Here is a 20,068-nt window from a genome sequence, read left to right on the forward strand (position 1 = left end):
CGGGCCGATGGGGTCAGATCCGTTTCCCGTTGGGAAACGGATCCGACCCCGCAACCAGGCTCACCATCGGGGTCGGATCCCGTTGCGGCGCAACGGGCTCTGACCCCTTCGCGAAATTCGATTCGAGCGGAATGCGCATTTTGTAGAGTCGAGCCGCGCTCGACTGCGCCCTGCACGGCTACCGGGCCGATGGGGTCAGAGCCGTTTCCCGTTGGGAAACGGATCCGACCCCGCAACCAGGCTCACCATCGGGGTCGGATCCCGTTGCGGCGCAACGGGCTCTGACCCCTTCGCGAAATTCGATTCGAGCGGAATGCGCTTTTTGTAGAGTCGAGCCGCGCTCGACTGCGCCCTGCACGGCTACCGGGCCGATGGGGTCAGAGCCGTTTCCCGTTGGGAAACGGATCCGACCCCGTGCTGTCAGGCGCCGGTGGCGACCGGGCGGGTGCTGTCGCTGACCCAGCCGCTCCAGGAGTCGGCGTAGATGCGGGCGCCGCTCAGGCCGGCGCTTTCCATCGCCAGCAGCAGGTGGCAGGCGGTCACGCCGGAACCGCACATCAGCACGACGCGCTCGGGGTCCTGGCTGCCGATCACGCCCTGCAGTTCGGCGCGCAGTTCCTGCGGGTCGCGCAGGCGGCCGTCGAGGACGTTCAAGGCGAACGGGCGGTTGACCGCGCCGGGCACGTGGCCGGCCACCGGGTCCAGCGGCTCGACTTCGCCACGGAAGCGCTCGCCGGCGCGGGCGTCGACCAGCCAGCCCGGGGCATGCTTGAGGCGCGCGGCGATTTCGTCGGCCGAGGCCACCTGGGTGGTGTCGAAGCGGCCCGGGTAAGGCGGCTGCGCGGTCACCTCGCTGTGGCCGGTGGCCAGCGCATGGCCCGCGGCCTGCCAGGCGGCAATGCCGCCGTCGAGCACGGCCACCCGGCTGTGGCCGAGCAGCCGCAGCAGCCACCACAGGCGGGCGGCCGCCATGCTGCCGTCGCTGCCATCGTAGACCACGACCTGGGTGTCCGGCCCGATGCCCCACTGGCCCACGCGCGCGGCGAAGGTGTCGCTGTCGGGCAGTGGATGGCGGCCATGGCCGCTGCGGCGCAGGTCGGAAAGATCCTGGTTGAGATCGGCATGGACCGCGCCCGGGATATGCCCGGCCGCGTACTGCCCTGCCCCGGCCTGCGGGTCGGCCAGCGCTGCGCGCGCATCCACCACGCGCACGGCGGTGCTGGCGGTGGCACGGGCATCGACCACGCGCACGTCGCCATCGAGGGCGGCGGCCAGCGTGGCGACATCGACCAGGGTGGTCCACGGCGGATCGATCGGCTTCATTGCACTTGCTCCAGGCGGCGACGCAGGTTGTAGAGGATGGCGGCGGTCGCGCCCCAGATGCGCTGGCCAGGCCAGCCGTATTCAAGGACATGGCGCACGCGGCCGCGATGGTTGATCTCGACCTGGCGCAGGTTGTCGGCGGCCATCAGGTAATCCAGCGGCACCTCGAACACCTCGGCCACTTCACTGGGCTGCGGCACCGGCACGAAATCCGGATCGACCACGGCCACCACCGGGGTCACCCGGTAACCGGTGATGGTCACGAACGGATCGAGGTAGCCCAGTGCCTGCACCTGTCCCGGTGCCAGCGCGATTTCTTCCTGGCTCTCGCGCAGTGCGGCGGCCAGGGCATCGCGGTCGTCCGGTTCGGTACGCCCGCCCGGGAAGCCGACCTGGCCGCCGTGGGTGCGCAGGGTCTCGGTGCGGCGGGTCAGGATGACCTGGGCGCCGCCGGCACGCGGCACGATGCCGGCCAGCACCGCGGCCTCCACCGGCGGGCCAGGCGGCAGCAGGTCACTCAGTTCGCTGCGGTTCCAGCCATCACCCTGCGGCGGTTCGGCCAGCGGATGCAGCGCGCGCAGCAGGCGTTCATGGTCGGCCAGTGATCCGCGCAGCGACTGCTGCAGCTGTTCGCGCAGGGGCTGCACGCGATGCAGGATGCGGCTGCGTTCGCGGTCGCTCATCGTCGACCACCCTGCGATTTCATCGATATGCCGCCCGCACCCGGCGCACAGCCGGTTGTGATCCAGCTTGCACACTCCAATGCAGGGGCTTGCGACAACACGCGCCGGTTCTTCCGTAGTTTGCACCCTGCAACAGTAGCGCGAATGGCTGCGGTTGGGGACGATCACGACACGCGGATGGGCGGTAGAGTCGACTGTCAGTCGACTATCGCGCGCAGCGCGGTAAGAGCAGTCGACCAACGGTCGACTCTACCGGGTTGGCGCACGCGTCCCGCAGCGGAAACAGAACCGCGCCGGTGGAAGCCACCGGCGCGTTGTCTGCATTGCATTGATGTTGCTTCGACTTACTTGACGCTGACCAGCTTGACTTCGAACTGCACCGCCACGTTCGGCGGGAAGCCGGTGCGCGGGTCGGCACCGTAGGCCTGATCCGGCGGCAGGGTGATTTCCCACTTCGAGCCAGCCGGCATCTGCAGCAGGGTCTCGCGCATGGCCTTCATTTCGACTTCGCTGACCTTGATCGACGGAATCTGCTGGGCCGGACGGGCTTCGGTCGGACGCTGGCCGAACGGGTACGGACCGGCCACTTCCAGCTGCACGGTGTTGGCCTGGGTCGGCTTGGCGCCCTTGCCGGCTTCGATCACGCGGTACTGGACGCCGCTCGGCAGGGTCTGCACGCCCGCCTTGGCCTTGTTGGCCGCAACGAACTGGTCGCTCTTGGTCTTGTTTTCGGCAGCAGCCTTTTCGTACTCGGCCTTGGCGGCCTGGGCACGGCCCTGCTCACGCTTCTGGAACGCTTCAACGGCCGGCTTCAGCTGCTCGGCGGTGATCGCCGGCTGCTTCTTGGCGTAGGCGTCCTGCAGACCCTTCACCACCGAGTTGATGTCCAGCTGCTCACCACGACCGGTCAGCTCCGCCAGGTTGTTGCCGTAGTCATAACCGAAGTAATAGCTCAGCTTGCCCTTTTCGGACGCGACGTCCTGGGCGAGGGCATTGCCCGTCAGGGCCAGGGCCGCGACGGCGACCGCGATAGAACGCAACTTCATCAAACAGTTCTCCAGGGGTGGTAACTCAGGGACGTTCTGCGCCGCCCTGAGGCGACGGGTTAGGATACCGGCCACAACGTGTAACCGCTACTGACCACGCAGGCTTTGACCCACCTGCGTTTCAAGAGTTCAATCTCACTTTTTTTTAACGTTCCAGGAGCTTTCCGTGGCCTCAGCCCCCGCCGACCAGCCCGTCGCCGTGACCGATGACGGTGCCGTCCGCACCCTCACCGTGCAGCGCCCGGAAAAGCTCAATGCCCTCAATGCCGCCACCCTGCAGGCCCTGGCCGAGGCCTTCAGCGCGGCGGCGGCCGACCCGGACGTCCGCGTGGTGGTGCTGACCGGCGCCGGCCCCAAGGCCTTCGTGGCCGGTGCCGACATCGCCGAGATGAACACCCTCAGCGCGGTTCAGGGACGTGATTTCTCGCTGCTCGGCCAGGCCCTGATGCGCCGGATCGAGCGCATGCCCAAGCCGGTCATCGCCCGCGTCAATGGCTTCGCGCTCGGCGGCGGGCTGGAGCTGGCCATGGCCTGCCACCTGCGCATCGCCGCCGATACCGCCAAGGTCGGCCAGCCGGAGATCAACCTGGGGCTGATCCCGGGCTTCGGCGGCAGCCAGCGCCTGCTGCGTCTGTGCGGCCGCGCCGCCACCCTGGAACTGTGCCTGCTGGGCGCCCCGATCGACGCCGAACGCGCCCTCGCGCTGGGCATCGTCAACCAGGTGGTGCCGGCAGCCGAACTCGACAACCGCGTGCAGGACGTCGCCAGGCAACTGGCACGCTCGGCGCCGCTGGCCCTGCGCGGCCTGCTCGATGCCGTGCACGTGGGCGGCGAATGCAGCCTGGAAGCCGGCCTGGAGTATGAAAGCGCGCAGTTCGGCCTGCTGTTCGCCACCGAGGACATGCGCGAAGGCACCAGCGCGTTCCTGCAGCGCCGCCCGCCGGCCTTCCAGAACCGCTGACCCCATGGCATCCCGACCCAACCCCGTGCAGCTGTTTGCCCGGGTCCAGGCAGACGATCTCGATGGTGCCCTGCAGAACGGCCTGATGGACTACATCGCCGCCGATGCTGACGCACGGCTGCTGCCCGACCACCCGGAACTTCCGCAGCGGCTGCTGCAGGCACAACATGACCTGCGCACGGCCTGGGCCGCACGCGAACGCTATCGCGCACGCGCTGTGCGCCTGGCACGCCGCGAAGCCGAACGTGATGCACGTCGCACACCGGCACCGGCGCCCGATGTGAAACCCGCGCTGCCCGCTGCGGCGGCCGCGATCCTCGCCCGGGCCAAGGCCCGCGCCGCAGGCAAGGAACAGTAATGGCCACTGCAAAGAAGACCACGCGCGCACCTGCGCGTCGTGGCAGCGTGATGCCGCGCGCCGACGTGGTGGAAATGTTCACCCGCCTGCGCGAACTCAACCCGCACCCGAAGACCGAACTGGAATACAGCTCACCGTTCGAACTGCTGGTGGCGGTGGCACTGTCGGCGCAGGCCACGGACGTGGGCGTCAACAAAGCGACGCGACGCTTGTTTCCAGTAGCCAACACGCCGGCGAAGATCCTCGCGCTTGGTGAGGACGGCCTGAAGAAATACATCGCCACCATCGGCCTGTTCAACGCGAAGGCGAAGAACGTGATCGCCACCTGCGCGATCCTGCTGGAGAAATACGACGGAGAAGTGCCACGCGATCGCGAAGCGCTCGAAGCCCTGCCCGGTGTCGGCCGCAAGACCGCCAACGTGGTGCTCAACACGGCGTTCGGCGAACCGGTGATGGCGGTCGACACGCACATCTTCCGCGTCTCCAACCGCACCGGGCTGGCACCGGGTAAAAATGTGCGCGAAGTGGAGGACCGCCTGGTGAAGGCGATCCCGGCCGAGTTCCTGCTCGATGCGCACCACTGGCTGATCCTGCACGGTCGCTACGTGTGCAAGGCACGCAAGCCGGATTGCCCGGGCTGCGTGATTGCCGACCTGTGTCGCTTCAAGGAAAAAACCGTCGCATAGACCGCAGGAAACGCATCCACGCATGGCGTGGATCTACTGCAATCCGTGCGCAACCCCAGCGTCACATGCAAGCGTTTACATCGTCAGCCCCTGACGCGACGGGGCCTGCGGCGGATCCCGGCCGCGCGCGAACTGTCACATTTACGCAATCTTTACCTTTTAGCCTGCGCGCATCTTCCCACCTGCCTGCAAGGCTCCTCTCCATGAAACTGCATCACCAACTCCTGACGGTGGCCGTGGCTGCTGCGCTGTACGTGCCGGCTGCACACGCTGAAGTCGCCATCGATGTGATCGGCGGTTCGGAAATCACCTTCGAAGGCCTGGTCCAGGCCGACGGCAACTGGTTCGACAATGACGTCGTGGACCTCAACGGCGGTGACGCCGGCAATGGCAAGGACAGCGAATTCGAACTGCGTCGCGCCGAGCTGGTGCTGAAGGGCAAGGGCCCGGGCAACGTGGAGTGGGTCGTCGGCTACGACGCCAAGGCTGACAAGTTCCTCGACACCAACGTCAAGTACAAGCTGCTGGGCAACGCCAACCACTTCATCCAGGCCGGCCAGTTCAAGCAGCCGAACAGCCTGGAAGAACTGTCCAGCACCAAGAACAACGACTTCATCTCCAAGGCTGCGGTCACCAACACCTACGCGGTCGCCCGCCGCCTCGGTGGCGCCTACAGCTACGGCCAGGACAACTGGTCGGTCACCGCCAGCGCCTTCGGCCGCGAACTGACCCGCAACCTGGCCCACGGCAGCGGCTACGGCGCACGCGGCACCTTCGCCCCGATCAACGAGAAGGGCCAGGTCCTGCACTTCGGCCTGAGCTACGTCGACTACGACGCCGACGCCGACACCCTGCGCGTGCGTGCCCGTCCGAACGCCGATCTGGCCACCGCGCGCCTGGTCGACAGCGGCAACATGACCGACACCGACCGCGTCAGCACCCTCGGCGCTGAAGCCATGTACTTCCAGGGTCCGTTCAAGGCCCAGGCCGAGTACTACAGCAGCAAGGCCAAGCGCTACGACCACGACAACTACACCAGCGACGGCTACTACGTCAGCGGCGTGTGGAACGTGACCGGCGAGACCTGGAGCTACAAGGGTGGCACCCCGGGCACCGGCCTGCCGAACAATCCGGCTGGCGGCCAGTGGCAGCTGGGCGTGCGTTACGACCACATGGATCTGAACGACGGCAACCTGTCGGCCAACCCGGTGGCCGGTCGTCCGCCGATCGTCGATGGCGTGCTGGGCGGCAAGATGGACATCTGGACCGTCGGCGCCAACTGGTACTGGCGTTCGAACTTCAAGTTCATGGTCAACTACGTGATGGTGGACAGCAAGAAGTACAGCTCCACCGCCCGCGGCTTCGTCAATGACGATCCGAACATCCTGGAAGCCCGCGCGCAGTTCTTCTGGTAAGACCTGACGCACGCGTTGCAACGAAGGCACGGCTCCGGCCGTGCCTTCGTCGTTTCAGCGCCCTGTCGCCCCGCCACCCGGGCGGCCGCACCTGCGCAGCACCGGCGCCGGAGCTGCGCCGTGGGGGCCGCGAAGCCCCATTCCCTGCCCTGTCCAGAAGGCCTTGCGGGCCCTCTGGCGCGGGTTCCGGGACATTCATGACGGGTGTCACGATTGCGTCATATGACAGACGCGGGCGTGTCACGTAACCGTTATGGAATGTGCACCGAAACGTCGGGCAGCCGCCCTTCGACCACCCCAGGAGTCTCTCCCGTGATCCACGCCTTCAAGTCGCGCGCCGCTGTCGCCATCCTGGCAGCATCGTCCGTGTTTGCCGCCAACGCCGCCGATGTCACCGGCGCGGGCGCTTCGTTCATCTACCCGGTAATGTACAAGTGGTCGGCGGACTACAGCACCGCGACCGGCAAGAAGGTCAACTACCAGTCGATCGGTTCCGGTGGTGGTATCGCCCAGATCAAGGCGGCAACCGTGGACTTCGGTTCCTCCGATGCCCCGCTGAAGCCGGAAGAGCTGGCTGCTGCCGGCCTGGCCCAGTTCCCGTCGGTCATCGGCGGCGTGGTGCCGGTCATCAACGTTGCCGGCGTCGCCCCGGGCGCGCTGAAGCTGGACGGCCCGACCCTGGCCAACATCTTCCTGGGCAAGATCAAGACCTGGAACGACCCGGCCATCGCTGCCCTGAACAGCGGCCTGACCCTGCCGAACGCCAAGATCACCATCGTCCACCGTTCGGACGGTTCGGGCACCACCTTCAACTTCGTCAACTACCTGTCCAAGGTCAGCCCGGAGTGGAAGAGCAAGGTCGGTGAAGGCACCTCGGTCCAGTGGCCGGCCGGCATCGGCGGCAAGGGCAACGAAGGCGTCGCTGCCTACGTGAAGCAGATCAAGGGTGGCATCGGCTACGTCGAGCTGTCCTACGCCCTGCAGAACAAGATGTCCTACGCGGCGATGAAGAATGCTGCCGGCAAGATCGTGCAGCCGTCGGACGCCTCGTTCTCGGCCGCGGCCGCCAGCGCTGACTGGGCCAATGCCAAGGACTTCTACCTGGTCATGACCAACGCCCCGGGCGAGCAGGCCTGGCCGATCACCGCCACCAACTTCATCCTGGTGCGCAAGCAGCCGAAGAACGTGGCCGGCGCCAAGTCGACCCAGGAATTCTTCCGCTGGATCTACAAGAACGGCGACGCCCAGGCCAAGCAGCTGGACTACGTGCCGCTGCCGGACACCCTGGTCAAGCAGATCGAGACCTACTGGTCGCAGAACCTGAAGTACTGAGCAAGGCGTTCCCCCGCAGGAACGGGGGTCGGCGGGTCCTCTCTCCCCCGCCGATCCCAACCGGGCGCTGGACCTTCGGGTCTGGCGCCTTTCTTTTTTGGAGTCCCCGGCCCCGCCCTGCCCTTGTAGAGCCGAGCCCATGCTCGGCTGCTTTTGCCCTTTGTAGAGTCGAGCGCATGCTCGACTACGGCCCGTCAGCCGAGCATGGGCTCGACTCTACAAAAGCGAAAAGTGCCCGCCCGCCGCGCGCAGTCCAGCGCCCCGGGCGGCGCCGGGCAGCCCCGCCACAGGGCCGCTGACCCCGTGAAACCCTTGTCAGAACGTGATGTCCGACACCTCTGTCATGGACGTCATACGGCTGTAACAAAAACATCATTTCATAGCCGCATCCGCCGACGCCGTCGGCTCTTCCCCGCTATGGAGTGAACATGAAACTGCACTCGGCCGGCCTCGCCGCCCTTTCCCTGGCCATCGCCCTGGGCCTGTCGGCCTGCGGTGGCGACAAGCAGGCTGCACAGCAGCCGGCTGCCGACGCAGCCGCCGCCCCGGCCGCTGCCGGCGACAAGGTGACCGCCGAGGTCTCCGGCGCTGGCGCTTCCTTCATCTTCCCGCTGGTGTCCAAGTGGTCGGCCGACTACAACACCGCCACCGGCGCCAAGATCAACTACCAGTCGATCGGTTCGGGCGGCGGCATCGCCCAGATCAAGGCCGGCACCGTTGATTTCGGTTCCTCCGACAAGCCGCTGAGCAGCGACGAGCTGGCCCAGGCCGGCCTGGCCCAGTTCCCGTCGGCCATCGGCGGCGTGGTGCCGGTCGTCAACATCGAAGGCCTGGAAGCCGGCAAGCTGCGCCTGACCGGCGCCCTGCTGGCCGACATCTTCCTGGGCAAGGTCAAGACCTGGAACGACCCGGCCATCGCCGCGGCCAACCCGGGCGTGACCCTGCCGGACGGCAAGATCACCATCGTCCACCGTTCGGACGGTTCGGGCACCACCTTCAACTTCTCCAACTACCTGTCCAAGGTCAGCCCGGAGTGGAAGACCAAGGTCGGCGAAGGCACCTCGGTGCAGTGGCCGGACGGCGTCGGTGGCAAGGGCAACGAAGGCGTTGCCTCCTACGTGAAGCAGATCAAGGGCTCCATCGGCTACGTCGAGCTGGCCTACGCCCTGCAGAACGCCATGCCGTACACCGCCCTGCAGAACGCCGCAGGCACCTGGGTGCAGCCGAACGCTGAAACCTTCGCCGCCGCTGCTGCCAGCGCCGACTGGGCCAGCGCCAAGGACTTCAACCTGGTCATCACCAACGCCCCGGGCGAGCAGGCGTGGCCGATCACCGCCACCAACTTCATGCTGATGCAGAAGAAGCCGAAGGACGCCAAGCGCAACCAGGACACCCTGGCCTTCTTCAAGTGGGCCTTCGAGAACGGCCAGACCCAGGCCAACGAGCTGCACTACGTGCCGCTGCCGGCCGAACTGACCAAGCAGATCGAGGCCTACTGGGGCACCGAGCTGAAGTGATGGACCCGACGGTGCCCGCCCCGCGCGGGCACCGTCACTTCCACGTCGTGCCGCCCCCTTTCCTGGCCCTGCCGTCCCCATGAATGCCATCGCCCAGCCTGTAGCAGCCCCGTCCACGCGCGATGCGCGTGATGCCCGCAACGACAAACTGTTCCGATGGGTGCTGGTCGGCACCGTCATCTTCGTCCTGATCGCCCTGGCCTGCGCCGCGCTGTCCATGCTGTGGGGCGGCCGCCATGCCCTGCAGATGCAGGGCCTGAGCTTCTTCTTCTCTTCCGACTGGAATCCGGTCGAAAACAAGTTCGGCGCCCTCGCCCCGATCTACGGCACCCTGGTCACCGCGTTCATCGCGATGGTCATCGCCGTGCCGGTCAGCTTCGGTATCGCCTTCTTCCTTACCGAAGTCGCGCCGCGCTGGCTGCGTGGCCCGGTCGGTACCGCCATCGAACTGCTGGCCGGCATCCCCTCGATCATCTACGGCATGTGGGGCCTGTTCGTGCTGGTGCCGGTGATGACCGAGTACGTCACCCCGTTCCTCAACGAAACCCTGGGCGAATGGCCGATCATCGGGCCGATGTTCCAGGGCCCGCCGCTGGGCATCGGCATGCTCACCGCCGGCTTCGTGCTGGCCATCATGGTCATCCCGTTCATCTCCTCGGTGATGCGCGAAGTGTTCCTGACCGTGCCGACCCGCCTGAAGGAATCGGCCTACGCGCTGGGTTCCACCAAGTGGGAAGTGAGCTGGGACATCGTCCTGCCCTACACCCGCTCGGCCGTCATCGGCGGCGTCTTCCTCGGCCTCGGCCGTGCACTGGGCGAAACGATGGCCGTGGCCTTCGTGATTGGCAACAGCGTGCGCCTGTCGCCGTCGCTGCTGGAACCGGGCACCACCATCGCCGCGCTGATCGCCAACGATTTCGGCGAGGCCACTGAAACCTACCGCTCGGCGCTGCTGCTGCTCGGCTTCGTCCTGTTCATCGTCACCTTCGTCGTGCTGGCCATCGCCCGCCTGATGCTGATGCGCCTGTCCCGCAAGGAGGGCAACTGATGTCCACCACCGCTGACTCCCTGTACCTGCGCCGCCGCATCGGCAACGTCATCGCCATCGCGCTGTCCTGTGCCACCGCCCTGTTCGGCCTGTTCTTCCTGGGCTGGATCCTGTTCACCCTGGCCTCCAAGGGCCTGGCCGGCATCAATCTTGATCTGTTCACCAAGATGACGCCGCCGCCGATGCAGGAAGGCGGCCTGGCCAATGCCTTCTTCGGCAGCGCGGTGATGTGTGCGCTGGCGATCGGCATCGGCACCCCGCTGGGCGTGCTGGCCGGTACCTGGCTGGCCGAGTACGGCAACGCCCGCAAGGCCGGCACCGTGGTCCGCTTCGTCAACGACATCCTGTTGTCGGCACCGTCCATCGTGCTGGGCCTGTTCGTCTACACCCTGTACGTGATGCAGACCGGCGGCAACTTCTCCGCCTTCGCGGGTGCCCTGTCGCTGGCCTTCATCGTGCTGCCGGTGGTGGTGCGCACCACCGACGAGATGCTGCGCCTGGTGCCTTCGCAGATGCGCGAAGCCGCCCTGTCGCTCGGCATCCCGCAGTGGAAGGTGATCGTGCAGGTGCTGTACCGCAGTGCATCGGCCGGCATCATCACCGGCATCCTGCTGGCGCTGGCCCGCATTTCCGGCGAGACCGCACCGCTGCTGTTCACCGCCTTCGGCAACCAGTACTGGAACAACAACATCTTCCAGCCGATGGCTTCGGTGCCGGTGGTGATGAACCAGTTCGCCGGCAGCCCGTATGAATCCTGGCAGGTGCTGGCCTGGGCCGGTGCCCTGGTGCTGACTGTCTTCGTGTTGCTGGTCAGCCTTGCCGCCCGTGGCATCCTGCTGCGCAACCGTATCTCCCATGACTGACCTTTCCGTGGATAACGCCATGAACGACCTCTCCAACGCCGTGCCCATGCAGCGCATCGCGGTGCCGGCCTCGCACGAGAACCTGCACACGCCGTCGCCGGTCAAGCTGGCCGCGCGTGGTCTGGACTTCTACTACGACAAGTTCCACGCCCTGAAGGGCATCAACCTTGAGATCCCGGAAAAGCGCGTGACCGCGCTGATCGGTCCCTCCGGTTGCGGCAAGTCGACCCTGCTGCGCATCTTCAACCGCATCTACGCGCTGTACCCGAAGCTGGAAGCGCGTGGTGAGGTGCTGCTGGACGGCGAGAACATCCTGTCGCCGAAGTACCCGATGAACCGCCTGCGCAGCAAGGTCGGCATGGTGTTCCAGAAGCCGGTGCCGTTCCCGATGACCATCTTCGAGAACGTGGCCTACGGCATCCGCCACCACGAGAAGCTGAGCAAGGCCGACATGGCCGACCGCGTCGAGCAGGCGCTGCGCCAGGGCGCGCTGTGGGACGAAGTGAAGGACAAGCTGGGGCAGAGCGCCCTGGGCCTGTCCGGTGGCCAGCAGCAGCGTCTGTGCATCGCCCGTGCCGTGGCCCTGCGCCCGTCGGTGCTGCTGCTGGACGAGCCGACCTCGGCGCTGGACCCGATCTCGACCAGCCGCATCGAGCAGCTGGTGGAGGAGCTCAAGCACGAGTACACCATCGTCATCGTCACCCACAACATGCAGCAGGCAGCGCGCGTGTCCGACTACACCGCCTTCATGTACCTGGGCGACCTGATCGAGCACGACCGTACCGAAGTGATCTTCTCGCAGCCCTCGCAGCGGCAGACCGAGGACTACATCACCGGTCGCTTCGGCTGATTGGTGTCGTCCCCTCGCCACATGTCCCAGCCAGGCGCGGCCTGGCTCTACCCGGATTGCAGACCATGAATCTTCCCAACGACCACATCGTCAAGAGCTACGACGAAGAGCAGCAGCGCCTGGTGGCCGAAATCGTGCGCATGGGCGAGATGGCCGTCGCCCAGCTGGAGGCGTCGATGGACGTCATCGAGAAGCGCGACGAGAACGCCGCCCACCGCATCATCGCCAACGATGAAGCGATCGACCAGCTGGAACAGCAGATCAGCCACGACGTGATGCGCCTGGCCCTGCGTGGCCCGATGGCCCGCGACCTGCGCGAGATCCTGGCCGGCCTGCGCATCCCGGCCGACATCGAACGCATCGGTGACTACGCCGCGAACGTGGCCAAGCGTTCGATCGCGCTGGGCAAGGTGCCGCCGCTGCCGCAGATCCAGGGCCTGCGCGCCCTCGGCCGCCTGGCCGCGCAGCAGGTGCGCCGCGCCATCGCCGCCTACCGCGACAACGACGCCGAAGCCGCCATCGCCCTGCGCCAGGACGACGCCCGCCTGGACGCGCAGTACACCGCGCTGTTCCGCGAGCTGCTGACCTACATGATGGAAGACCCGCGCAACATCACCCCATGCACCCACCTGCTGTTCATGGCCAAGAACCTGGAGCGCGTGGGCGACCACGCCACCAACATCGCCGAGAACGTGTGGTTCCTGGTGCACGGTGAGCAGCCGCTGCCGCCGCGCGAGAAGCGCGACGAGACGTCGAGCACCGACCACGTCTGATACTGCGCTGCAACAGCGGAAACGCTTCCGGGGGCCCCTGTCGGCATGACAGGGGCCTTTTTTGTACGCGCGATCCGGGCATTCATCCACGCATGGCGTGGATCTACTGGGCCGGTGGTAGATCCACGCCATGCGTGGATGCCGTGCGCCCCCCCTTCCCGCCTGCGGCAAACCTCACGAAAATTTGAGGTCTCGGCGAGGATTCCTTGAGTACGATCGCAGCATCATCGTTTCACCCCGGGCGCCCGCCCACCACCCAAGGAGTACGACCGATGAGCAGTTCCAACAAGACCCTCTCCCTGCTGACCGCCACCGCACTGGCCGCAGGCCTGGGCGTGACTGCCAGTGCTTCGGCCCTGAGCATGACCGACCTTGCCCAGGGCTACCTGGTGGCCGGCCAGGCGGCCAAGGCGGGTGATGCAAAGGCCGCCGACAGCAAGGCCGGTGACGCCGCCAAGCATGCCGAAGGCAAGTGCGGTGCCGACGGCAAGAGCGCCGAAGGCAAGTGTGGCGCCGACAAGGGCAAGGCCAAGGCCGGCGCGGGTGCCGAAGCCAAGGCCAAGACCGCCGGCGACAAGAAGGCCGCCGAAGGCAAGTGCGGCGAAGGCAAGTGCGGTGCCAAGCACTGACGCTGCCGCCAGCGTCGTCCACCCACGGCTGCCGCTGCCTGCGGCGGCCGTCGGGCTGGGCCTGCGGCGTGCGCTGCTGCAGGACCTGCACGACGCCCCGGCCGGCGATTTTGACTTCCTGGAATGCGCGCCGGAAAACTGGATCAACGTCGGTGGCCCGGCCGGCGATGCCCTGGAGGAACTGGCCCGGCGCCACCCCTTGAGCTGCCACGGCCTGTCACTGTCGCTGGGCGGCAGCGCCGCGCTGGATACCCAGCTGCTGCAGCAGGTCGGCCGTTTCCTCGAGCGCCACCGCGTGCCGCTGTACAGCGAGCACCTGAGTTACTGCAGCGACGACGGCCAGCTGTACGACCTGCTGCCGATTCCCTTCACCGACGAAGCCGTGCGCCATACCGCCGAGCGCATCGCGCGCGTGCAGGACCTGCTGGGCCGCCGCATCGCGGTGGAGAACGTGTCCTATTACCTGGCCCCGCAGCCGGCGATGGACGAACTGGCCTTCACCAACGCGGTGCTGGCCGAGGCCGACTGCGACCTGCTGCTGGACGTCAACAACGTGTACGTCAACGCCTGCAACCATGGCTACGATGCCGACGCCTTCATCGCCGGGCTGCCCGCGCAGCGCATCGTCTGCCTGCACGTGGCCGGCCACCTGGACGAGGCGCCCGACCTGAAGATCGATACCCACGGCAGCCCGGTGATCGACCCGGTGTGGGCGCTGCTGGAGCGCAGCTACGCCCGCTTCGGGCCGCGCCCGACCCTGCTGGAACGCGATTTCAACTTCCCGCCCTACGCCGAACTGCAGGGCGAGCTGCGTACCATCCGCCGTCTGCAGGGCACACCGCGCGAGGTCGCCCATGGCTGACGCGCCCGAGCGCCTGCGCGCGCAGCAGCATGCATTCACCGCGCACCTGCGCGACCCGCGGCAGGTGCCCGCCCCGGCCGACCTCGACCCGCGGCGGGTGGCGGTCTACCAGCGGCTGCTGTCCAACAACCTGCTGGGCCTGCTCGGCAACAGTTTCCCGGTCTGCGTGCGCCTGCTCGGCGAAGCGGCCTGGGCCGAGCTGGTCCGCCACTACTTCGCCCACCACCGCGCACGCACGCCGCTGTTCACCGCGGTGGCGGCCGAGTTCGTGCACTGGCTGCAGGCACAGCCCGAGCTGCCGCACCCGGCGCTGGCCGAGCTGGCCCACTACGAGTGGGTGGAAACCGATCTGTACCAGCGTGCGGCCGAGCCATTGCCGCCGGCCCCGGGCATCGACCCGCTGCAGGAACCGCTGCGCTGCTCACCGCTGGCCTGGCCGCTGCTGTACGCGTGGCCGGTCCACCGCCTCGGCGCCGATGACGCACCGGTCGCCCCTGCGGCCGAACCGACCGGCCTGCTGGTCCGCCGCGATGCCGATGGCGTGGTGCGCTTCGCCCAGCTCAGCCCGTTGGCCGCGCACCTGTTGATCCTGATCGACGAGGTGCCCGGAGCCACCGGCGGGCAGCAGCTGCAGCAGCTCGCCACCCTGCACCAGCTCGACGCCGATGCGTTGATCGAACCCGGCACCCAGCTGCTGCAGCAGTTCCTGCAGGCCGGTGTGATCGGCCCGCTGCCCGCCGTGGCCTGATACCCCCAACGAGGAGTTCCCCCGTGATGAACACCCTGCCCCTGGCCGCCGTGCGCGGCCAGCTGGATCGCTGCGGCCCGTGGTTGGCGCCGCTGGGCCTGCGCCTGCTGCTGGCCTGGGAATATTTCGAGTCCGGCCGCGAGAAGCTGCTGGGCGAGAACTGGTTTGCCGAACTGCAGGGGGCGTTCCCGTTCCCGTTCGACCTGCTGCCCGCCGGCGTGAACTGGCAGCTGGCGACCTGGTTCGAGCTGGCCGGCGCGGCCTGCCTGCTGTTCGGGCTCGGCACCCGCTTCGCCGCGGCGAGCCTGCTGGTGCTGACCGTGGTGGCCACCTATGCCGTGCACTGGCCGATGCACTGGCATTCGCTGGGTGATCTGGCGATGGGCTATGCGATCAGCGACCAGGGCTTCGGCAACTTCAAGCTGCCGGTGCTGTTCATGGCGATGCTGATGCCGCTGCTGTTCAACGGTGCCGGGCACCTGAGCGTGGACGCGTGGCTGGCTGGTCGGGCCGTCGCGCCCCGGTAGTCGCGTCGGCCCCGTTACACGCCGATACGCACCGAAACCGCGCAAAAGGCCTATTTAATCGCCTATTCATAAAAAAAATCCGATGCTGGATCCGTGGCCTCGATGACCACGTCCTTCCCCCGGAGTTGCCCCATGAAGCGCCTGATTGCTGCCACCCTTTCGCTGACCCTGCTGGCCGCCGCCGTCTCGCCCGCGATGGCCGCTCCCTATGGCGCCGGTGGGCGCGACGACCACCACGGCCACAAGGATCACCACGACGACCGTCGCGATCCGCCCCGTCGCGGCCACAAGCTCGCCCGTGACCACCGCGGCGAGCACGTCCGCGATTACCGCCACCATGGCCTGCACGCCCCCGCCCGCGGCCAGGAATGGCGCAAGGTCGACGGCCGTTACGTGCTGATTGCCGTGGCCACCGGCGTCATCGCCGACGTGGTGCTGGCACGCCGCTGACCCGTGCACAGCGTCCCGGCCATGCGATGCGTGGCCGGGCGCTCAGGGTCGCTCTGCTAGAATCCGCGCATGACTGACCCCACCCCCGCAGCTGACGCCGCCCCTGTTTCCGTAATTCCGATGGCGCAGCGCGCGATGTCGCAACGCTTCCGCGGCTTCCTGCCGGTGGTGGTGGACGTGGAAACCGGCGGCTTCGACAGCCAGCGCAACGCGCTGCTGGAAATCGCCGCCGTGCCGATCGAGATGGACGAGAACGGCCTGCTCTACCCCGGCCAGACCGCCAGCGCCCACGTGGTCCCCGCCGAAGGGCTGGAGATCGATCCGAAGTCGCTGGAAGTGACCGGCATCATCCTCGACCATCCGTTCCGGCTGGCGAAGGAAGAAAAGGCGGCGCTGGACCACATCTTCACCCCGGTCCGCGCAGCGATGAAGAAGTACGGCTGCCAGCGCGCGATCCTGGTCGGGCACAACGCCCATTTCGACCTGGGCTTCGTCAATGCCGCCGTGGCCCGCACCGGCCACAAGCGCAACCCGTTCCATCCCTTCAGCGTGTTCGACACGGTCACCCTGGCTGGTATCGCCTATGGGCAGACGGTGCTGGCGCGTGCGGCCAATGCCGCCGGCCTGGGCTGGGATGCGAACGAGGCGCACAGCGCGGTGTACGACACCGAGCAGACCGCACGGTTGTTCTGCACCATCGCCAACGCCTGGCCGCGGTAGATCCACGCCATGCGTGGATGAGATGCATCGGCCGTGCGGACCAACGGTCCGCACCCACCCTCCAACCTGCCCGGTAGATCCACGCCATGCGTGGATGGAGCATCACCCGATGCTGGTGCGGTCGCGGCCGTCGCTCTTGGCGCGGTACAGCGCGCGGTCGGCGCGCTGGTACAGCAGCGCCGGGGTGCGGTCGTCGTTGGCCAGTTCCACCAGGCCCGCGCTGAAGGTCACCCGCAGGCCCTTCACCCCGGCCCAGTCCGGGTGGTCATGGAACAGGCCGCGCAGGCGCGCGCAGACCTGCGCCGCTTCTTCCAGGCGCGTATCGTTGAGCAGCAGCGCGAACTCTTCGCCACCGGTACGTGCCGGCAGATCCGAATCGCGGCACGCCGCGGCGATGACCTCGGCCACCTCCTTCAGCACCACATCGCCGATGCTGTGGCTGTAGGTGTCGTTGACGTCCTTGAAGTGATCGATGTCCAGCACCACCAGGCTCAGCGGGTGGCCGCTGCGCTGCGAACGGGCGAAGTCGCGCGCCAGCGTCTCGTCGAAGCCGCGGCGGTTGGCCAGGCCGGTCAGCGCATCCTCGCGGGCCTGCCGCTCGAACGCCTCGGCCTGCCGCGCCAAGCGCTCGGCCAGCTCGGTCTTCTCCTGGTTCAACGCCTGCAGGTGCACCGTCTGCGCCTGCAGGTCGAAGGTCGCTTCATCCACCCGCCGCGCCAGGCGCAGGTTGTTGGCCTTGTACTGCTGCAGCAGGAACCGGTACAGCGCCACCAGCGCGCCCAGCAGCAGCAGGCCGATCAGCGCCTGCACGCTGTGCCGCTGCCACCAGAACGGTTGCACGGTGAAACTCCACACCGCTTCCTGCTGGCCCCAGGCACCGCCCGGGTGCGAGGCCGCCACATGCAGGGTGTAATCGCCTGGCGGCAGGCCGACGAACTCGACGCTGCGCTGCGGGCCACGCTCGACCCAGCCGGCGTCCAGGCCTTCCAGCCGGGTGCGGTATCGGATGCGGTCGGACATCAGGTAGCTGAGACCGACGAAGCTCACCGCCAACCGGCGCCCGCCGGGAATCAGGTTGCGATCGGGCCCTTCCCAATGCACCTGCGCGCCATCGACCTGCACGTTCTCGATCGCCGCCGGCGGCGCCGGGCGTTCGCGGAAGCGCTGCAGGCGCTGCGGGTCCACCGTGCTCAGGCCACCGGCGGTGACCACCCAGAAGGTGCCGTCCTGGCGCAGGATCGCCGAGGGCGCCGAGCTGCCGTTGGCCTGTGCATTGGCCATGCCGTCGATCTCGTTGTAGCGCTCCACCGTCACCCGCGGCGCGCGGCCGTCCGCCACCGCGTTCAAGGTCGCCATGTCGGTGCGCAGCACGCCGCGGTTGCTGCTGATCCACACATTGCCCAAGCGGTCGGGCACCAGCTGGAACACCGCATCGACCGGCATGCCCTGTTCCAGGCCGACCCGCGACAGGCGGTTCTTGTACCAGCGGTACAGGCCACGGTCGCTGCTGATCCACATCGCTTCGCCGATCTGGTGGAAGCCGAACACACTGCGGCCGCCGCCCATCGGTGCCAGGTCGATGGACTGCACATGGTCGCCGCGCAGCACGCGGATGCCCTCGATGGTGCCGATCCACAGGTTGCCCTGGTGGTCGTGTTCCAGCGCGGTGATCAGGCCGGTCGGCATGCCCGGCGTGTTCGCCACCCGCACGCGATCGCCATCGATGCGCACCACGCCCTTCTGCGTGCCGGCCCAGACCACGCCGGACGGGTCGACGCTGATCGCGCGGATGTTGCCACCCGGCATGCCATCGGCCGCATCGTAGTTGTGGCGCAGGCTGCCATCGGCGCGCAGGCGGTAGACGCCGTCGCCGAAGGTGCCCACCCAGAGGTCGCCCTCAGGGCCTTGGGCCAGGCTGAGCACCGACGCCGCCTTGCCACCCCGGTTGTGCAGCGGCATCGGCCGGAAGCGGCCGTCGGCGGTCTGCTGGTCCAGGCCGCTGGCACTGCCCACCCACAACCGGCGGTCGCGGTCCTCGAACACGGTGCGCACGTAGTCACCGCTCAGGCCATCGCGCTCGGTGTAGCTGCTGAACAGCGTTTCGCGCAGGCGGTACAGGCCGCCGTTGGCGCCCACCCAGATGCTGCCCTCGGCGTCCTCGCGCAGGCTCACCACCCGCCCGCCGGGCAGGTTCAGGCCGGCCGGCAGGCGCTCCAGGCCGTGGCTGGAGATGCGCAGCAGGCCCTGGTTCTCGGTGCCCAGCCAGATGTCGCCGTGGCGGTCCTGCAGCATCGCGGTCATGTGCAGCTGGCCGGGCAGGCTGTGCACCAGCACCAGGCGGTCATCCTCGACCCGGTACAGGCGCTCGCCGGCCACGATCCACAACGCGCCATCGGGTGCGCGATAGGGCCAGGTCAGGCCCTTGTCCACGCCCCACTCGGCCGGCGCGCGCTTGAGCTCGCCATCGTTGTCGCGCAGCACCAGGCCATCGAGGGTGCCGATCCAGACCCGGTCCTGGGCGTCGACCACCAGCTTGGTGAAGCTCATTGCCAGCGGCAGGTCCGGCGGCGGCGGCTGGTAGACCACGCCGGTTTCCGGGGTCAGGTAGCCGATGCCCTTGCCTTCGTACAGCAGCCAGAGGCGCCCCTGGCTGTCCATCTGCATCGACTGGATCAGCACTTCCGGGGTGTTGGCCTGGTGTTCCCAGCCCCGCCACTGGCCGGCGCTGCTGCGGTAGGTCACGTTGCCGCGCGAATCACTGATCCACAGCCCGCCCTGGCGGTCGACCAGCAGCGCGCCGATGCCGTTGTCGCGCAGGCCCGGCCGCGTGCTGCGGTCGAACACGGTGAAATCCAGGCCGTTGTAGCGCACCAGGCCTTCCCAGGTGGCGAACCACAGGTGGCCTTCGGGGGTCTGGGCGATGTCGCGCAGCGAGTTGTGCGGCAGGCCGTTGCGCGAGGTCCACACGTCGATGGCGTAGTCGCGCAGCGGCGGCGCGACGGTCTGGGCCGCCAGCGGCGACGCCAGCAGCAGCAACAGCCACAGCACACCGAGCCGCAACAGGCGACCGATGTGGTGTTCCGGGTGGCGCCCCGCCAGGCGCCTGCCAGCCCCCTGACCGCCCATTACTGCTACGGCAGCGGCCAGGTGCGGTTGCCGCGCAGGGCAACAGGCAGGAACAGGAACAGCCGGGCGGCACGGGGCCGCGCGCCGGTGTGAACAGGCTGGCTCATCGCGGGAACTGTGGGGAGATGGGGCGAATGATAGGCCAAACACC

Annotated in this window: 20 protein-coding genes; 16 read left to right on the forward strand and 4 right to left on the reverse strand. The window is 67.8% G+C overall.

Translation table 11 applies throughout. From position 1 onward, the window contains the following. Nucleotides 1-420 precede the first annotated feature (420 nt). From IAE56_RS12265 to IAE56_RS12275, 3 genes are all read right to left on the reverse strand, one after another. Nucleotides 421-1,323, reverse strand: a complete 903-nt coding sequence (locus IAE56_RS12265) for a sulfurtransferase (protein WP_108768347.1) — start codon at nucleotides 1,321-1,323, stop codon at nucleotides 421-423. After that, nucleotides 1,320-2,132 (reverse strand): CoA pyrophosphatase, encoded by an 813-nt coding sequence (locus IAE56_RS12270; protein WP_108770649.1) that lies wholly within the window; start codon nucleotides 2,130-2,132, stop codon nucleotides 1,320-1,322. The genes IAE56_RS12265 and IAE56_RS12270 overlap by 4 nt, the downstream gene beginning before the upstream one ends. 218 nt (nucleotides 2,133-2,350) lie before the next feature. Next, a complete protein-coding gene (locus tag IAE56_RS12275) occupies nucleotides 2,351-3,052 on the reverse strand; it encodes an FKBP-type peptidyl-prolyl cis-trans isomerase N-terminal domain-containing protein (protein ID WP_108768346.1) in 702 nt (233 codons plus the stop codon). Nucleotides 3,053-3,218: 166 nt separating this feature from the next. Between IAE56_RS12275 and IAE56_RS12280 the strand changes: the two genes are divergently transcribed. From IAE56_RS12280 to rnt, 16 genes are all read left to right on the forward strand, one after another. Then, complete coding sequence (locus tag IAE56_RS12280; protein ID WP_325167192.1) at nucleotides 3,219-4,013, forward strand: enoyl-CoA hydratase-related protein; 795 nt, start codon at nucleotides 3,219-3,221, stop codon at nucleotides 4,011-4,013. A gap of 4 nt (nucleotides 4,014-4,017) precedes the next feature. Further along, nucleotides 4,018-4,371: a hypothetical protein gene (locus IAE56_RS12285; protein WP_108768345.1), complete on the forward strand. Its 354-nt coding sequence runs from the start codon at nucleotides 4,018-4,020 to the stop codon at nucleotides 4,369-4,371. Beyond that, nucleotides 4,371-5,057 (forward strand): endonuclease III, encoded by a 687-nt coding sequence (gene nth, locus IAE56_RS12290; protein WP_108768344.1) that lies wholly within the window; start codon nucleotides 4,371-4,373, stop codon nucleotides 5,055-5,057. Before IAE56_RS12285 ends, nth begins: the two co-directional genes overlap by 1 nt. A 203-nt stretch (nucleotides 5,058-5,260) precedes the next feature. Beyond that, nucleotides 5,261-6,472, forward strand: a complete 1,212-nt coding sequence (locus IAE56_RS12295) for an OprO/OprP family phosphate-selective porin (protein WP_108768343.1) — start codon at nucleotides 5,261-5,263, stop codon at nucleotides 6,470-6,472. Between the two features lie 312 nt (nucleotides 6,473-6,784). Beyond that, a complete protein-coding gene (gene pstS / locus IAE56_RS12300; RefSeq protein ID WP_200752724.1) occupies nucleotides 6,785-7,804 on the forward strand; it encodes a phosphate ABC transporter substrate-binding protein PstS in 1,020 nt (339 codons plus the stop codon). A 428-nt stretch (nucleotides 7,805-8,232) separates the two neighbouring features. Next, nucleotides 8,233-9,321 (forward strand): phosphate ABC transporter substrate-binding protein PstS, encoded by a 1,089-nt coding sequence (gene pstS / locus IAE56_RS12305; RefSeq protein WP_079221294.1) that lies wholly within the window; start codon nucleotides 8,233-8,235, stop codon nucleotides 9,319-9,321. Between the two features lie 79 nt (nucleotides 9,322-9,400). Then, a complete protein-coding gene (gene pstC, locus IAE56_RS12310; RefSeq protein WP_079221293.1) occupies nucleotides 9,401-10,369 on the forward strand; it encodes a phosphate ABC transporter permease subunit PstC in 969 nt (322 codons plus the stop codon). Continuing rightward, on the forward strand, nucleotides 10,369-11,232 hold the full coding sequence (gene pstA / locus IAE56_RS12315) for a phosphate ABC transporter permease PstA (RefSeq protein WP_108764603.1): 864 nt from the start codon (nucleotides 10,369-10,371) through the stop codon (nucleotides 11,230-11,232). The genes pstC and pstA overlap by 1 nt, the downstream gene beginning before the upstream one ends. 19 nt (nucleotides 11,233-11,251) lie before the next feature. After that, nucleotides 11,252-12,082, forward strand: a complete 831-nt coding sequence (gene pstB / locus IAE56_RS12320; protein ID WP_108751511.1) for a phosphate ABC transporter ATP-binding protein PstB — start codon at nucleotides 11,252-11,254, stop codon at nucleotides 12,080-12,082. Between the two features lie 65 nt (nucleotides 12,083-12,147). After that, nucleotides 12,148-12,855 carry a phosphate signaling complex protein PhoU gene (gene phoU, locus IAE56_RS12325; protein WP_079221290.1) on the forward strand — a complete coding sequence of 236 codons (708 nt, stop codon included), beginning with the start codon at nucleotides 12,148-12,150 and terminating at the stop codon, nucleotides 12,853-12,855. A gap of 272 nt (nucleotides 12,856-13,127) precedes the next feature. Further along, a complete protein-coding gene (locus IAE56_RS12330) occupies nucleotides 13,128-13,484 on the forward strand; it encodes a hypothetical protein (RefSeq protein ID WP_108768340.1) in 357 nt (118 codons plus the stop codon). Next, complete coding sequence (locus IAE56_RS12335) at nucleotides 13,471-14,346, forward strand: DUF692 domain-containing protein (RefSeq protein WP_200752725.1); 876 nt, start codon at nucleotides 13,471-13,473, stop codon at nucleotides 14,344-14,346. The genes IAE56_RS12330 and IAE56_RS12335 overlap by 14 nt, the downstream gene beginning before the upstream one ends. Beyond that, a complete protein-coding gene (locus IAE56_RS12340) occupies nucleotides 14,339-15,094 on the forward strand; it encodes a putative DNA-binding domain-containing protein (protein WP_200752726.1) in 756 nt (251 codons plus the stop codon). Before IAE56_RS12335 ends, IAE56_RS12340 begins: the two co-directional genes overlap by 8 nt. A 26-nt stretch (nucleotides 15,095-15,120) precedes the next feature. Beyond that, nucleotides 15,121-15,621, forward strand: coding sequence for a DoxX family protein (locus tag IAE56_RS12345; protein WP_200752727.1), 501 nt, complete (start codon nucleotides 15,121-15,123; stop codon nucleotides 15,619-15,621). Nucleotides 15,622-15,753: 132 nt separating this feature from the next. Further along, nucleotides 15,754-16,071, forward strand: a complete 318-nt coding sequence (locus tag IAE56_RS12350) for an RcnB family protein (RefSeq protein ID WP_200752728.1) — start codon at nucleotides 15,754-15,756, stop codon at nucleotides 16,069-16,071. 135 nt (nucleotides 16,072-16,206) lie between these two features. Continuing rightward, the gene (gene rnt / locus IAE56_RS12355) at nucleotides 16,207-16,791 is read left to right on the forward strand and encodes a ribonuclease T (RefSeq protein WP_012510544.1); all 585 of its coding nucleotides are present in this window, start codon (nucleotides 16,207-16,209) and stop codon (nucleotides 16,789-16,791) included. Nucleotides 16,792-16,893: 102 nt separating this feature from the next. On the opposite strand, the gene IAE56_RS12360 is transcribed toward rnt, so the two are convergent. Continuing rightward, nucleotides 16,894-19,917 carry a two-component regulator propeller domain-containing protein gene (locus IAE56_RS12360; protein ID WP_234456049.1) on the reverse strand — a complete coding sequence of 1,008 codons (3,024 nt, stop codon included), beginning with the start codon at nucleotides 19,915-19,917 and terminating at the stop codon, nucleotides 16,894-16,896. Between the last annotated feature and the right edge of the window lie 151 nt (nucleotides 19,918-20,068).

This window comes from Stenotrophomonas sp. S41, assembly GCF_016624625.1.
In the GTDB taxonomy this organism is placed as follows: domain Bacteria; phylum Pseudomonadota; class Gammaproteobacteria; order Xanthomonadales; family Xanthomonadaceae; genus Stenotrophomonas.

Bases quoted from the DNA above. Each gene is read 5' to 3' on its own strand.
- IAE56_RS12295 (WP_108768343.1), top strand. From the start codon at position 5,261: ATGAAACTGCATCACCAACTCCTGACGGTGGCCGTGGCTGCTGCGCTG.
- nth (WP_108768344.1), top strand. From the start codon at position 4,371: ATGGCCACTGCAAAGAAGACCACGCGCGCACCTGCGCGTCGTGGCAGC.
- IAE56_RS12350 (WP_200752728.1), top strand. From the start codon at position 15,754: ATGAAGCGCCTGATTGCTGCCACCCTTTCGCTGACCCTGCTGGCCGCC.
- IAE56_RS12340 (WP_200752726.1), top strand. From the start codon at position 14,339: ATGGCTGACGCGCCCGAGCGCCTGCGCGCGCAGCAGCATGCATTCACC.
- pstA (WP_108764603.1), top strand. From the start codon at position 10,369: ATGTCCACCACCGCTGACTCCCTGTACCTGCGCCGCCGCATCGGCAAC.
- IAE56_RS12360 (WP_234456049.1), bottom strand. From the start codon at position 19,917: ATGGGCGGTCAGGGGGCTGGCAGGCGCCTGGCGGGGCGCCACCCGGAA.
- pstB (WP_108751511.1), top strand. From the start codon at position 11,252: ATGAACGACCTCTCCAACGCCGTGCCCATGCAGCGCATCGCGGTGCCG.
- IAE56_RS12265 (WP_108768347.1), bottom strand. From the start codon at position 1,323: ATGAAGCCGATCGATCCGCCGTGGACCACCCTGGTCGATGTCGCCACG.
- IAE56_RS12330 (WP_108768340.1), top strand. From the start codon at position 13,128: ATGAGCAGTTCCAACAAGACCCTCTCCCTGCTGACCGCCACCGCACTG.
- pstS (WP_079221294.1), top strand. From the start codon at position 8,233: ATGAAACTGCACTCGGCCGGCCTCGCCGCCCTTTCCCTGGCCATCGCC.
- IAE56_RS12275 (WP_108768346.1), bottom strand. From the start codon at position 3,052: ATGAAGTTGCGTTCTATCGCGGTCGCCGTCGCGGCCCTGGCCCTGACG.
- rnt (WP_012510544.1), top strand. From the start codon at position 16,207: ATGTCGCAACGCTTCCGCGGCTTCCTGCCGGTGGTGGTGGACGTGGAA.
- IAE56_RS12345 (WP_200752727.1), top strand. From the start codon at position 15,121: ATGAACACCCTGCCCCTGGCCGCCGTGCGCGGCCAGCTGGATCGCTGC.
- pstC (WP_079221293.1), top strand. From the start codon at position 9,401: ATGAATGCCATCGCCCAGCCTGTAGCAGCCCCGTCCACGCGCGATGCG.
- phoU (WP_079221290.1), top strand. From the start codon at position 12,148: ATGAATCTTCCCAACGACCACATCGTCAAGAGCTACGACGAAGAGCAG.
- IAE56_RS12285 (WP_108768345.1), top strand. From the start codon at position 4,018: ATGGCATCCCGACCCAACCCCGTGCAGCTGTTTGCCCGGGTCCAGGCA.